Annotated in this window: 15 protein-coding genes; 5 read left to right on the top strand and 10 right to left on the bottom strand. The window is 60.8% G+C overall.

The features are described 5' to 3' along the window. Positions 1 to 459 (top strand): nucleoside deaminase, encoded by a 459-nt coding sequence (locus tag SPHS8_RS08490; RefSeq protein ID WP_097090846.1) that lies wholly within the window; start codon positions 1 to 3, stop codon positions 457 to 459. Here the strand turns inward: SPHS8_RS08490 and SPHS8_RS08495 are convergent. Next, the gene (locus SPHS8_RS08495) at positions 421 to 2,322 is read right to left on the bottom strand and encodes a hypothetical protein (RefSeq protein ID WP_201515107.1); all 1,902 of its coding nucleotides are present in this window, start codon (positions 2,320 to 2,322) and stop codon (positions 421 to 423) included. The two genes, SPHS8_RS08490 and SPHS8_RS08495, sit on opposite strands and share 39 nt — an antisense overlap. A 45-nt stretch (positions 2,323 to 2,367) precedes the next feature. Between SPHS8_RS08495 and SPHS8_RS08500 the strand changes: the two genes are divergently transcribed. Continuing rightward, entirely contained in the window at positions 2,368 to 2,784 is a 417-nt protein-coding gene (locus SPHS8_RS08500; RefSeq protein WP_201515108.1) for a GtrA family protein, read from the top strand. A gap of 7 nt (positions 2,785 to 2,791) precedes the next feature. On the opposite strand, the gene SPHS8_RS08505 is transcribed toward SPHS8_RS08500, so the two are convergent. Genes SPHS8_RS08505 through SPHS8_RS08515 form a run of 3 tightly spaced genes read right to left on the bottom strand, consistent with a single transcriptional unit; the run spans position 2,792 to position 5,224 of the window. Continuing rightward, positions 2,792 to 3,592, bottom strand: a complete 801-nt coding sequence (locus tag SPHS8_RS08505) for a LytR/AlgR family response regulator transcription factor (RefSeq protein WP_097090843.1) — start codon at positions 3,590 to 3,592, stop codon at positions 2,792 to 2,794. After that, on the bottom strand, positions 3,589 to 4,695 hold the full coding sequence (locus SPHS8_RS08510) for a sensor histidine kinase (RefSeq protein WP_097090842.1): 1,107 nt from the start codon (positions 4,693 to 4,695) through the stop codon (positions 3,589 to 3,591). The genes SPHS8_RS08505 and SPHS8_RS08510 overlap by 4 nt, the downstream gene beginning before the upstream one ends. Before the next feature lie 46 nt (positions 4,696 to 4,741). Then, on the bottom strand, positions 4,742 to 5,224 hold the full coding sequence (locus SPHS8_RS08515) for a winged helix-turn-helix transcriptional regulator (RefSeq protein WP_097090841.1): 483 nt from the start codon (positions 5,222 to 5,224) through the stop codon (positions 4,742 to 4,744). A 111-nt stretch (positions 5,225 to 5,335) separates the two neighbouring features. Between SPHS8_RS08515 and SPHS8_RS08520 the strand changes: the two genes are divergently transcribed. From SPHS8_RS08520 to rplL, 3 genes are all read left to right on the top strand, one after another. Further along, on the top strand, positions 5,336 to 7,441 hold the full coding sequence (locus SPHS8_RS08520; protein WP_201515110.1) for a RelA/SpoT family protein: 2,106 nt from the start codon (positions 5,336 to 5,338) through the stop codon (positions 7,439 to 7,441). 601 nt (positions 7,442 to 8,042) lie between these two features. Beyond that, positions 8,043 to 8,558, top strand: a complete 516-nt coding sequence (rplJ, locus tag SPHS8_RS08525; protein WP_201515112.1) for a 50S ribosomal protein L10 — start codon at positions 8,043 to 8,045, stop codon at positions 8,556 to 8,558. Between the two features lie 81 nt (positions 8,559 to 8,639). Beyond that, positions 8,640 to 9,020 carry a 50S ribosomal protein L7/L12 gene (gene rplL, locus SPHS8_RS08530; protein ID WP_097090838.1) on the top strand — a complete coding sequence of 127 codons (381 nt, stop codon included), beginning with the start codon at positions 8,640 to 8,642 and terminating at the stop codon, positions 9,018 to 9,020. A gap of 103 nt (positions 9,021 to 9,123) precedes the next feature. Here rplL and SPHS8_RS08535 read toward each other — a convergent pair whose 3' ends face one another. The 6 genes from SPHS8_RS08535 to SPHS8_RS08560 form a co-directional block, all read right to left on the bottom strand. After that, positions 9,124 to 9,399 carry an Hpt domain-containing protein gene (locus SPHS8_RS08535; RefSeq protein ID WP_097090837.1) on the bottom strand — a complete coding sequence of 92 codons (276 nt, stop codon included), beginning with the start codon at positions 9,397 to 9,399 and terminating at the stop codon, positions 9,124 to 9,126. Further along, a complete protein-coding gene (locus tag SPHS8_RS08540) occupies positions 9,396 to 9,764 on the bottom strand; it encodes a response regulator (protein ID WP_236575043.1) in 369 nt (122 codons plus the stop codon). The genes SPHS8_RS08535 and SPHS8_RS08540 overlap by 4 nt, the downstream gene beginning before the upstream one ends. A 13-nt stretch (positions 9,765 to 9,777) precedes the next feature. Next, positions 9,778 to 11,400: a GAF domain-containing sensor histidine kinase gene (locus SPHS8_RS08545; RefSeq protein WP_201515114.1), complete on the bottom strand. Its 1,623-nt coding sequence runs from the start codon at positions 11,398 to 11,400 to the stop codon at positions 9,778 to 9,780. Between the two features lie 84 nt (positions 11,401 to 11,484). Next, positions 11,485 to 12,201, bottom strand: a complete 717-nt coding sequence (locus SPHS8_RS08550; protein WP_201515116.1) for a Crp/Fnr family transcriptional regulator — start codon at positions 12,199 to 12,201, stop codon at positions 11,485 to 11,487. Further along, positions 12,173 to 12,454 (bottom strand): DUF6894 family protein, encoded by a 282-nt coding sequence (locus SPHS8_RS08555; RefSeq protein WP_201515118.1) that lies wholly within the window; start codon positions 12,452 to 12,454, stop codon positions 12,173 to 12,175. Before SPHS8_RS08555 ends, SPHS8_RS08550 begins: the two co-directional genes overlap by 29 nt. 94 nt (positions 12,455 to 12,548) lie before the next feature. After that, positions 12,549 to 13,040, bottom strand: coding sequence for an energy transducer TonB family protein (locus SPHS8_RS08560; protein WP_201515120.1), 492 nt, complete (start codon positions 13,038 to 13,040; stop codon positions 12,549 to 12,551). Positions 13,041 to 13,293 lie beyond the last annotated feature (253 nt).

The raw sequence follows: 13,293 nt of genomic DNA on the forward strand, positions 1-13,293 counted from the left end.
ATGGCACCGCCCTTCCCCCTTCCCGTAACGATGCGCCGCGCGCTTGAACTGGCGCGCGCTGCGGAGTTGGCGGGCGAAGTGCCGATCGGCGCGGTCGTCACGCTCGACGGGCATATCCTTGGCGAAGGGGAAAACCGCAACCGCCGCGACCGTGATCCCACGGCCCATGCCGAAATAGTTGCCCTGCGCGCCGCGGCGGAGCGGCTGGGCGATTTCCGCCTAACCGGCTGCGACCTTTGGGTAACGCTCGAACCCTGCCCGATGTGCGCGGGGGCGATATCCCACGCGCGCATCGCCCGCCTCTATTATGGCGCTGCAGACCCCAAAGGCGGCGCGATCGAACAGGGCCCAAGGCTTTTCACCCAACCCCAATGCCTCCACCGCCCCGAAGTTTATGGCGGGCTCGGGGAAGCGGAGGCGTCAACGCTGCTGCGCGACTTTTTCGCTGCCCGCCGTTGAGTAATCGATGCGATAAAGGGTGTAGGGCAAGGCAAAGCCGCTCTTGAGCGTCACGGGTTTGAGCCAACCGGGAACCTCGCCGCGTATCAACCCCGCATAGAAGCCGCGCGGGCTGCGGGACTGGTAGACTGTTCCTTCCGGAAACCCAGGACAGATCAGCAGATAGGTGGCATGATGCCGCGCAGCGATCGGCCGGAATGCCTCTGCGGTGCCATCGAAGGCATGATGCAGGTCCAGGATCACTGCTCCGTTCCGGTGATAGGGCCCTGCAACGGCGCTGTGATGCGTCGTGGCGATCAGGCGCGGCCCCAGATCGACCATAGTGAATATGGTGGCGGCCGGAAGCTGGTTCAGCACCTCCAGCGCTGGCAGCGACCGGCAACGCCCATTGGCCTTGTTGATCGACTGCAATCGGCTCTTCGCCGCCGGACGCTGGACCTTAGGCTTTTCGCCGGTCACGCCCGCCCATAATTGATTGATCTGCGGGTAAAGCGGCGTCGCGAACGCGGCTACGCCCAGCAGCGCGGCTCCGGCGATGCCGAACGCGCGGGCAACGGGCCTGCCGGAAAATATGATCTGAAGAACACGATGCGCCGCCCATGCCGCCGCCGGAATGGCGAGCAGCTGCGCGGCAGGCCCCGCCCGCAACTGCCAGAAAAGCAGGGCGGTTGAAAACAACATCATCAGCCCGACGGTGGCCCAGGCCCATAGCCGGTCGCTATCACGCCGCGACTCCCACAGCGCCCAGATCAGGCCGAACAATCCCGCAACCGGAATGGCCATGAGCGGCACGATCAGGCTGCGCGCCTGAACCGTGATCGGCTTCGCCTCCCTAATATTGGCGAGCCACAGCCGCTCCAGCTCCGGCGAAATCTGATAGGCGCCCGTCAGGCACTGCGGCCAGTTGAGCCATGCAAAGGCGGCGACGGCCGCGCCAACCACCACGCCAGCGCCCAATCTCGCCTGCCAGCTTCGAAGCGGCAGCACCGCCAGCAGCGTCATCCCCGCGCCCACGGCTCCGAATATCGCCACCCAAATGGGCGAGATAGCGTCACACACCATCTGCCGGTTCGCGTAGCTGGCGAAGAGCAGGAACAGCACCGAAATCGAACCGGCAAGGCTGAGCGCATAAGGCAGCATCCGCCTCGCCGCGCCTTCCTTGAACACCCAGCGTAGCGCGATCAGCGCGCCGCCTGCCGCCAGATAGACGATCATCTCCATGCCGATCGTGATGGACAGCGCGCTGCTCACGCCCGCGACGACGCCGCCGCGCAGCCAGTTGCGATCGACAAGCCCCGCCAGCATCAGCACCGTCAGCGCCAGTTGCCAGCCATGGTGATCGACCCGCATCGGCAGGAACATGGCTATGCCCATCTGCGCTGCGAACGGCGCCAGCACCGCCAATATCCAGCCATTGCCTCCCGCCAGGCGACGAGCGATGAAGCCCAGTCCCAGCATGAGCGGCAACAACGGAAGCGTCGGTGCGATGGCGCAGACAAGCCGGTCGGCCAGCCCCTGCTCCAGAAACGCCCGGAACAGCAGCATCAACGCCGCGAGGGGCAGATCGACCAGCCTGGACCAGTGGATGTTGAACCCGGCGGGCGGGTCCAGACGATATTGCCTCAGATCATACCAGCCCTGTCCCGCCAGCCAGTCCCTGACCTGCAGGTATCGCATATTGTCATCGGTATCGTTGAGCGTCAGCCAGTGGATGGCTGGCCAGCGCGAATAGAGCAGCCAGCTGACGGCCGCGACCCACATCAGGAAGGTCAGCCATTTCCAGTGCACCTGCGCCCAGGCAGATATCCAGACCAAGGCGCGCCGGGTTCTTTCCCGCACGGTGAAGCCGCTTTGCAAGTTCATGGCCGGTGGATTAGAGCGTTCGCATCAAATCGCAACGGGGCCTTCATGAAATTGCTGTCACGCCTGACGCCAGAGCGGCAGGCCCTGTTCTGGCAGATCGTGCGCTATGGGCTGAGCGGCCTCTTCATCACAGCCTGCCAGGCGGTGATCTACTGGACGCTCGCCGCCCTCGCGGGGTGGCACCCGCAGCTTGCCAATGTCACGGGCTATGTCGCGGCGGTGATGATCGGCTATGTCACGCACAGCCTCTTCACCTTCCGCGATCAGGGCAGCGATGGAAACCACGCCGCACGCGGCGCCAAATTCGTGGCCGTGTCACTGCTGAGCTATGCGCTCAACGCTCTCTGGGTCTTCCTGTGCGTCACCCATATGCAATGGCCGGAATGGTCGCCCATCCCGGCCATGCTGTTCGTAACGCCAGCCGTGGTGTTCGGCCTCAATCGTCATTGGGTATTCCGTTAGCCTCGCCTCAATGAACGAAGCGGGCCACCACGTCCCTGTAGGACCGGCTGACCTTCACCTGAGCGCCTGATTCCAGCACCAGGAAGCATTCGCCATTGGTGTGCGGCTTCACCTGCCGCACTTGGCTTAAGTTAACGATGGTCGACCGGTGCACCCGCTGGAAATTGCGCGGGTCGAGCCGCTTTTCGAGATCCTTCATCGTCTCGCGCAGGATGAGGGAATTATCCGCCGTATAGATGCACATATAGTCGCCCGCGGCATCGATCCGCTCGATCGAATCCACATCGACGCGGAAGATCTGCCCCCGGTCCTTGATGTTGATGAGCTTTTCGAAACGGTTCGACGAGGGTGCCTCTTCATCGGCGTTGAATTCGTTCATCGCATCGGGCGCGACCTCCGCCAGCACTTCGCGCAGCTTCTCCGCTTCCTGCACCTGCTTCTTTTCGGAAAGGCGCTGGCGGACCCGGTCGAGCGCGTCGGCCAGGCGGCCTTCATCGACCGGCTTCATCAGATAATCGACGGCCTGCGCCTCGAAAGCCCGAATCGCATGATCGCTATAGGCGGTGCAGAAGATGAACAGCGGCGGTTCGACTTCCATCAGGCCCTGGACAACGGAAAAGCCGTCAAATCCGGGCATCTGAATGTCGAGGAACACAAGGTCGGGTTTATGCGTCTTGATAGCGCGGATGGCTTCACGGCCATTCGAGCAGGTTTCTACGATTTCGACATCCTCATGCGCTTCCAGACGGAGCTTGAGGCCTTGGATAGCCAGGCTTTCGTCATCGACGAGGATTGTTCTAATGGTCATGCGGCCACTTTCGATGGTTCATCCAGATTAAGCGGCATTTCGATATGGACCGAAAAGCCGCCTGGCGTGGAACGCGTTTCAAAGCTCTGTCGTTCCCCGAACGCCTGGATCAGGCGGTCGCGGATATTCGCCAGGCCAACGCCTGTCCCTTCGCTCATGGGAGTGTTCGGCCGCGTGAACCCTTCGTTCAATCCCGGACCCGTATCGGACACGACGATCCGGACGTTTTCACCGGCAGGCTGCGCCGTGATGGCGATTTCTGCCCCCTCTTCCTTGGGTGTGACGGCATATTTGATGGCATTTTCGACCAGCGGCTGCAGCAGCAGCGACGGCAATCGCGATTGCGCCACCGCCGGGTCGATGTTGAAGACCGGCCGCAACCGGTCCTCGAACCGCATCTTCTCGATTTCGAGATAGAGTTTGAGCGTCTCCACCTCCTGCTCGATCGTCACCTGCGCGGTCGGCTCGTTGATCAGCGTGTAACGCAGGAAGGACGACAGGCGCGACAGCATCGCGTTGGCCCGATCGGTCTGCTTGAGCAGCACAAGGGTCGAAATGCTGTTCAGCGTATTGAACAGGAAATGGGGATTGAGCTGGTAGCGAAGCATTGCCAGTTGCGCGCTCGACGCCTGATTTTCCAGAAGCAGCAGCTGGTCCGCCTGCTCCTCCACCTGCAGATAGAAATTGATGGCGTAATACAGCGCCGACCAGGCGCCCAGCAATGTGATGCTGAGATAGAAAGCGCCCAGGAACAGCTGCACGCCAGCCGTATCGCTCCCTCGGTTCTGGGTCGAAAATACCCATGCGTCGATGAAGGCGACCAGACCGGCGGCCAGCACCACCGTCACGATCGAAGCGCCCCAGGTGATGATCGGCCGCTGCCTTTGCAAAAAGCGGAAGATGACCGCGATGAGCAGCGTTACCGAATAGCCGGACACCGTCGATATCATCACCGGGATCAGGCTGGAAAGCGGCTGCCCATTCGCGATGGTAGACGACCCACGCAGCAGGAAGGCCCCGGCCCACCCGACCGATTGCAGATTCCAGAAGGCGCGGTTCTTGTCAGCGAAAAAGGGCTGAGGCTGAATACGTTGGACAGACATCGCCGCCAGCCTAGGCGAATTCAGGCCCAGGGTGAAGCCACCCGCATCACGCCGCGGTAGCAGCTTCCTGATCCATCGGCGTGACTTCGTCAGGGCAAAGCCAGACAAGGTCCCTCAACTCAAGCGGGCGGCCGTCATGCGCCTGTATGGTCACCCGGCGGATCGGTTGGCCGTCCCGCTTGTCGGCCAGCACCTGGCAGGACAGCGGACCGCATCCCCATTTCTCGCCCCATTGGCGCAGCGCGATCATGACGGGGGCCAGCTCCTGCCCTTTCTCGGTCAGCCGATATTCGATTTTCCGCCGATCGCACTGCATCGGCTGGCGCAACATGATCCCGTTTTCAACCAGGCGCGAAAGCCTGTTCGCCAGGATGTTGCGGGCTATGCCAAGCGATGACTGGAAATCTTCGAAATGCCGGATGCCCGATAAGGCGCCGCGGAGGATGAGAAACGACCAGCGCTCACCCATCGCCTCCAGTGCGCTCGGCAGCGCGCACTGTTCCAGATCCTGCGCCAGATTATGCTTCATCGTCCGCCTAGATAGCTCAAAGCCACGGCCCATGCAAAAGTGCAGCCATTTGCCCCAAGATGGGATTTTTTTGTTGCACAGCAAGATGCTTCCCGGACAATCGGCAATACGATGCTGCGTCAATATGAACTTGTTGAGCGGGTGAAGCGCTACGATCCGGATGCGGACGAAGCGATGATCAACCGCGCCTATGTCTTTTCCGTCCAGAAACACGGGTCCCAGAAGCGCGCCAGCGGGGACCCCTATTTCAGCCATCCTATTGAAGTCGCCGGCATCCTGACCGACTTCAGCCTGGACGATCAGACGATCGTGACGGCGCTGCTGCACGATACGATCGAGGATACGCTCGTCACCTATGACGAGATCGAGAGCGCCTTCGGCAAAGATGTCGCCAGGATGGTCGACGGCGTCACGAAGCTGTCGAAGATCGAGGCGATGTCGGAAAATGAGCGGGCGGCGGAAAATCTCCGCAAGTTCCTGCTCGCCATGTCGGACGACATCCGTGTGTTGCTGGTCAAGCTCGCCGACCGGCTGCACAATATGCGCACGCTGCATTTCATCAAGAATGAGCAGAAGCGCCGCCGCATCGCCCGCGAAACGATGGATATCTACGCGCCGCTGGCCGAGCGGATCGGCATGTATGATTTCATGCGCGAGATGCAGCTGCTCGCTTTCCGCGAACTGGAACCGGAAGCCTATGACAGCATCACCAAGCGCCTCGACCAGCTAAAGGAAGGCGGCCATGGGAAGGTCGACCGCATCGGCGCGGAACTGCAACTGCTGCTAGGTGGGAAAAACCTGTCCGTCACCGTGTCCGGCCGCGAAAAGCACCCCTATTCCATCTGGAAGAAGATGCAGGAACGGCACATCAGCTTCGAACAGCTGACCGACGTCATGGCGTTCCGCGTCATCACCGATACGACCGAAGACTGCTACCGGGCGCTCGGCTTCATCCACCAGACCTACAAAATGGTCCCCGGCCGGTTCAAGGATTACATCTCCACGCCCAAGCGCAACGGCTACCGGTCGCTGCACACCACCGTCATCCACCAGGACAATGCGCGCATAGAGGTGCAGATTCGCAGCCGCGACATGCACAATGACGCCGAACTCGGCCTCGCGGCGCACTGGGCGTACAAGCAGAAGGGCGACGCGGCCGATCATCATGCGGCATGGCTGCGCGACCTCGTCGAAATTCTGGAACAGAGCCAAGATGCGGACGAACTGCTCGAACATACCCGCATGGCGATGTACCAGGATCGGATCTTCGCCTTCTCTCCCAAGGGCGAGCTGCACCAGCTGCCCAAGGGTTCCACCCCGGTCGATTTCGCCTACGCGGTGCACACCTCCCTCGGCAACCAGACGGTGGGTGCGAAGGTCAACGGCCGCGTGGTCCCGCTGCGCACCAGCCTTGAAAATGGCGACCAGGTCGAAATCCTCAAATCCGAGGGGCAGGAACCGCAACCGGGCTGGCTGACCTTCGCCATCACCGGCAAGGCGCGCGCCGCCATTCGCCGCTACATTCGCCAAAAGCAGCGTGGCGAGGAAGTGGCGCTGGGTGAGAAGCTCTATGAGGAAATCATCGGCCGCTTCTCCCCCGAACTGGCCAGCGAACTGGGCGACAAGGCGCTGAAGGCTGCGTTGAAGCGCTTGAAGCTGGAGGACCGTGCCTCTTTGATGGTCGCCATCGCCACGCACCGCTTGCTGGACTCAGAGGTGATGGAGGCGCTCGTCCCCGGCTCCACCAGCGTCGAAGGCGTCGAAGAAGCCCACCCGCGCCAGCACGCCCCCGTCTCGATCCGTGGCCTCACGCCCGGCATCGCCTATAATCTGGGCGATTGCTGCCACCCCGTCCCCGGCGATCGCATCGTCGGCGTTCGGCGCACGGGCGAGCCGATCGAAGTGCACACCATCGACTGCCGTTCGCTCGAAGCCGGGCAGGATGACGATTGGGTTGATCTCAGCTGGGACAGCAGGTCCAAGGGCGGCACCGCGCGCCTGCAGGTCATCGTAAAGAACCAGCCCGGCGCCCTCGCCGCCGTCGCCAACGTGTTCGGCGCGACGAAGGCGAACATCCTGAACCTTCAACTGGTAAACCGCGAAGGGCCGTTCCACACCGACATCATCGACCTGGAAGTCAACGACGCCCAGCACCTGAACCGCATCCTCTCGGCACTCCGGGCCCTCGACATAGTGGTGCAGGCGGACCGCGTATAAGCGGCGTGACCTCCCCCTCCCGCAAGCGGGAGGGGGCCGGGGGGTGGGCCAGCGCAACCTCGATCTTCAGAGCATGCTCGCGCAAATCGGAACCTGTATCCCGAAAACCACGATCTCCGAAAAAACCATCCTATTTCCCTCCAAAACCTTCCCATTCCCGCTGTCCTACACAGCCCCGATCTGCCTATCCCCCACCCGTCTTTGAAAACGTCGAACCGCTTCCCCCGACGCCTACGCGCGCCCGCGCACGCGCGCGCATATGGTGTGAACTTCGGTGCAGAAACGGCGGTTTTCCGCCATTTGCCCGGCCTGCGCCAGAATCTGCGTGACACAAGGCGTCCTATTTTGTAGAGGCCCGCGCAGCAGGCTCCTTCGGGAGTCTTCCGTCCGAGACAGTTGGTGAAGGGAATTTGCCCTTCTTAATCTCCAGCCTAGACGGGGAAAAGTTCTTTACCGGCTGGCTTTGCCTGTCCGGGTCTGCCTGTTCTCCCATGAGGATGCGGGCCAGTCGATCTCTCCCCTTCGGACTTTAGTGCCCCGCGATTCGTCGCGGGTTTTAGCCGTTCGCTGGTTCGCCAGTGGACATGAAGTGGAGAATGGCATGGATCGTAATCAGAAAGCTGAGGTCGTTTCCGCGCTGAACGCACATCTGGCAGAAGTTGGCGTGGTCGTCGTGACCCGCAACCTCGGCATGACGGTCGCTCAGTCGACCCAATTGCGTCAGAAGATGCGCGAAGCCGGTGGCACCTACAAGGTTACGAAGAATCGCCTCGCCAAGATCGCCCTTGAAGGCACCGACTATACCGGCATCAGCGACCTGCTGACCGGCCCTGTCGGCCTCGCCTCCTCGGCCGATCCGGTTGCTGCCGCCAAGGTTGCAGTCGAATTCGCCAAGACCAACGATCGGCTTGAGATCGTTGGCGGCGCGATGGGCGAAGTGCTGCTGAACGCGGAGGGCGTGAAAGCGCTCGCCTCGATGCCGTCGCTGGATGAACTGCGTGCGAAGCTGGTCGGCCTTCTGGTCGCACCGGCTACCAAGCTCGCAACCGTCACCCAGGCGCCGGCGGCTCAGCTCGCGCGGGTCTTCAACGCCTATGCGGAGAAGGACGCGGCCTGATCGCCGTCGTCTCGACCGTCAATACACGTTTTCAACTCTTGATTTTGCGGGGTTCATCCCCCGCCCAGAAGGGAAATTAACATGGCAGATATCAATGCTCTGGTCGATCAGCTGTCGGCCCTGACCGTTCTCGAAGCCGCTGAGCTTTCGAAGGCCCTGGAAGAAAAGTGGGGCGTTTCGGCTGCTGCTGCTGTTGCAGTTGCTGCTCCCGCCGGTGGCGCCGCTGGTGGCGCGCCTGCTGAAGAAGCCAAGGACGAATTCGACGTCGTTCTCACCGGCGACGGTGGCAAGAAGATCAACGTCATCAAGGAAGTCCGCGCCATCACCGGCCTGGGCCTGACCGAAGCCAAGGCGCTGGTGGAAGGCGCGCCGAAGGCTGTCAAGGAAGGCGTCGGCAAGGAAGAAGCCGAAAAGCTCAAGAAGCAGCTGGAAGAAGCCGGCGCGACTGTCGAACTCAAGTAATCGGATCGCTCCGCCTCGCGCGGGGCACCGATCCAGCTCAGCTGGAACAAGGGGCGGCATCTTCGGATGCCGCCCTTTTCGTGAGCGTCCAGCCACTTCCCCGTCAGGCGCGGTCCAGGGCCCCGATCAACACCTGCGCTAACAGCCTGACCTTCTCATCTTCAGCATCTGCATCCAGCGCTTCTTCCAGCGCGGACGCACTGCTGCTGATCTCTCCATAACCAAATATCCCGGCAACCCCCGCCAACCCATGCGCGAGCTGCAGAAGCCGGGGGCAATCGCCCGCCGCCAACGCCGCCTCGATCGCCGCGCGATCGGACGCTGCCCGCTGCTGAAAACGCTGCCGCATCTCCTGCATCTGCCGTTCCATGCCGCTCATGGCTGAAGCAATGTCCGCACATTCGCAGCAAGACTCATCGGATCGAACGGCTTGGCCAACACCGCACGCGCACCAAGCGCCTTCAAGTCCGTCACATGCCGCGGATGCGTCTTCGCCGTTATGAAAGCGGCGGGAATTTCGCTGGTGTCCGGATCGGCCCTCAACCTCGCCAAGGTCGCGGGGCCATCCATGCCCGGCATCATCACGTCAAGAAGGATGAGCGCAGGCTGCCATTGCTTCGCCTGTTCCAATGCCTCAGCGCCAGACGCCGCCGTGCGCACCTGAATTTCCGGGTCCAGTTCAAGCGACATGACGGCTATTTCCCGCAAGTCAGCTTCGTCATCGACATACAGGATGCGGATCAACCCGGCCTCTCCTTCAGCTCGCGGTGACGGCGGGCAGTTCTACACGGAAGGTCGCGCCCTTTTCCGTCTCCGGGTCGAGCGTGATACTGCCGCCATGCGCCTCTACTATGGCCTTGCTGATCGCCAGACCCAGGCCGGTGCCTGCATGACCTTGTTGATGGGCGCCGTCCTCCTGTTCAAAACGCTTGAACAGTCTGGCCCGGAACTCCGGCGAAATACCCGGCCCTTCATCAGCCACGCTGATGTGCGCACTATCGCCCGCACGCTGCAGCGAAACGCGGACCGTGCCGCCGGAGGGCGAGAATTTGCAGGCGTTCGACAAGAGATTGGTCATGACTTGGCACAGACGGTTGCTGTCAACCTTCGCCACCACGGCGTCAGTTGGCCTTTCGAAAGCGAGCCTGACGCCGAAACGCTCCGCATAGGGTTCGATCTGCTCAATCGCTTCCGTCAGCAGCAGGCCCAGTTCCCGCCCCTCGAAATGGAAAACCAGTTTGCCTGATTGAAGCTTGTCCATGTCCAGCAGGTCGTTGACCAGATGGATCAACCGTTCGGCGTTCTTGCTGCCGATCGCCACCAGTTGCTTGGCCCGGTCAGGCAGCTCTCCCGCAGCCCCGCCCGCCATCAATCCCAAGGCCCCGGAGATAGCCGTCAATGGCGTGCGCAGTTCATGACTGACGGTCGAGACCAGTTCGTCCTTCAATCGGCTGATCTGCCGTTCCTGGGTTACATCCCGTGCGGTCATGATGAAGCGCCCGCCGCGGATTGATTCCCGCCTTATGTCGAGAATACGACCGTTCCGGCGCTGAATTTCCAGACGCCGACTATCGTTTGTACGAATGGAGTCCACAAAGCCCGCAACGATCTGATCCGGATCGCCGGGGCCCAATTCGCCACGCTGCGCCGTGAGCCGGATGAGCTCGCGCGCATCCCTGCCGCCCGTGACATTATCGGGAGCATAATCGAAGAGATCGACGAAAGCCTGATTCCAAAGCATCAAGCGTAAATCGCGATCGACCACCGCGACGCCACCGCTGACATTTTCCACCGTCAGCTTGAGCAACTGGCGTTCGTCGTCGAGCTTACGCCGATGCTCCTCCGCCGCAAAACCCTCCACCCTGAACTCGATGAGATCGACCACCGTCCGCGCAAGTTGCGCAAGCTGCTGTTGTTCCCTTTCTCCAAAATCGCGGGGCTCGTGATCGATGATGCAGAGCGTCCCGATCGGCTGGCCGTTGGCGACCCGCAACGGCGCACCCGCATAGAAGCGGATGTGCGGCGCGCCGGTTACTAACGGATTGCTGCGAAACCTGGGGTCCTTCGCGGCATCCGGGACTACCATCACCTCAGGCTGCAAGATCGCGAAGGCGCAGAAGGCAACGTCACGCGGCGTATGGGTTTCATCAATCCCGCATGCGCCGCGAAAACATTGCGCGTCAGATCCCACGATCGACACCAGCGACATGGGCGCGTCGAACAGGTCGGCGGCGAACTGGGTGATATGATCGAAGGGCTGTTCCCGGCCGATGCCCCCCAGCCGATAATGCTCCAGCGCTTGCAGCCGGTCAGCCTCATCCGCCGGGATAGGGGGTTTTACCGTGCCAGCATGCTGTTGGCGCTCTTGCGTCCCTGACATCTGCCCTCACATCCGACATGTCGTCATCACATAAGTCCACACCTTATCTGGCGTGAAATCAACTACTTCCTGAACCATTCAGGATCATAGCGGGTCAGGATCAAGGTACAAATAGCGTTCGTCAAAGCCGGCGAGGGACTTCAAGCCCTCAAGATCCACAATCTGCGCTTCCCCCCGCTGATAGTTCAAAAGCCGCTGCTCCCGCAAAAGACGCAGCGTGCGATTCACATGAACGGGCGTCATACCCAGGCTATCGGCGAGTTGCGATTGGCTCATCCCGAGATTGAAGCAGGCACTTTCAAGACCCACGACTTGCAGCCGGACCTGCAGTTCGCAAAACAGCGCCGCCAGCCTTCCAGCTGCGGACCTTTGTCCCAATGACAGTTCCCATTCGCGATTCATGGAGGCGTCCAGATTGGTGGTGAACCAATATAATCTACCCAATCGCGGCCATTGTTCGATCAGTTGGCGGATATGCTCATGAGGCACCAGGGCCACGACGCAGTCCGTCAGCGTCATCACATCATGTTCAAGGCGCTTCAATGTAAAGCCATGCAGGTCGACAAAATCGCCGGCGATATGGATTTGCGTGATCTGCCGCTTGCCGTCGGCGAGGTCCTTGAAGCGGCACATGACACCTTCAAGGAGCAAGGTGCTGGCTTCCAAAAGCTCCCCTTCATGAACGATGGTGCTGTTGCGCGCCACTCTCTTGCCTGGTGGTACGATGGCCCGGATCGCAGCCTCTTCCTCACTGGAGAGCGGATGGCGGAACCTAAGTTTGGCGAGATGCGCCGCTATCATCGCGGTCTCCTGGGTCGAGCCGGAGACACACGGCCTCGCTGAAGGTCACTCGCCCGATTTCTATACCAGCTTCGTTCCTTATATCGATCCAGCCGGTAAGATCGACCATGCCCTTTAGCACTTCTTCGCTCAGGATGGAGCGGATACTCCTTATAGCCACATCACGGGCATCCTCTTCATCAGCTAGTTCACGGCCCTCCTTGTCGCTGGTGAAGCCGGTGCCATTGTGAAGATCAAAGTGAAGGCGGCGCATGGCAGGGGAACGCCGCCCTCACCGGTAAGTTTCACGGATCACCCGATAAGTGTTGCAGGAGCGCCGCCACTTCTGGACGCCACCTCCTATTCAATCAACGCGCTGCCAGAAGGATTGGACGCTCGCCTGAAGCGTCAGCCAAATGTTCGGTGCGCAGGCTGTTCAGCATCGTATCCCTTTCCCGCGCGTCATTGGCGACGATGACCCAGGCTTCAAACTTTGATCCTGGCCGCACTTCCTGGGGTAAAGGATAAAGCGATCCCATCGAGCGGATAGCCCGCATCGATATGCGATCGACATTCCGCGATGTGGAAGAGCCAGTTAGAGAGATATTTTCCGGTCGCCCTTGTTCTCCAAGGCGAAACTGGACACGGGAGTAACCTGTCGATGCTGCATCCCGGTAAAGAGATGTTGCTTGACGGATGCTTCGAGACAATCTCGACGCTGTGCGGTCCGTCCACTTTTCATAGCTTATCGCGCTCTTATCGGGTGCAACGACGGTGAGTTGCCCACCCTGTTTCGCATCGGCGGCAATCGGCATAGCCAGGCAGACGCAAAGCGCCGCCATCACAGGCTTGGCATACATAGAGGCCTCCTCTGTTTATCTATCGATTTTTACTGAAAAGCCACTGCGGCAGCGTCATACCGGCCGAGAGCAGCAACAGCCTTATATGGCAAAGCCGATCGGTAGGGTAATAAATTAACGCCAGCGATGTCATGGGCCTATGATTATTTCATACGGCCTTCACGTTCGCGTCATATTCGAACTTAACTGCTGCATCTATGTCCGGATACGAAAACCTGCGCCTAAGCCAGCATAAGGGTTGGATTTTCGCGAT

This window comes from Sphingobium sp. S6 (assembly GCF_905120495.1).
Lineage (GTDB): Bacteria > Pseudomonadota > Alphaproteobacteria > Sphingomonadales > Sphingomonadaceae > Sphingobium > Sphingobium agri.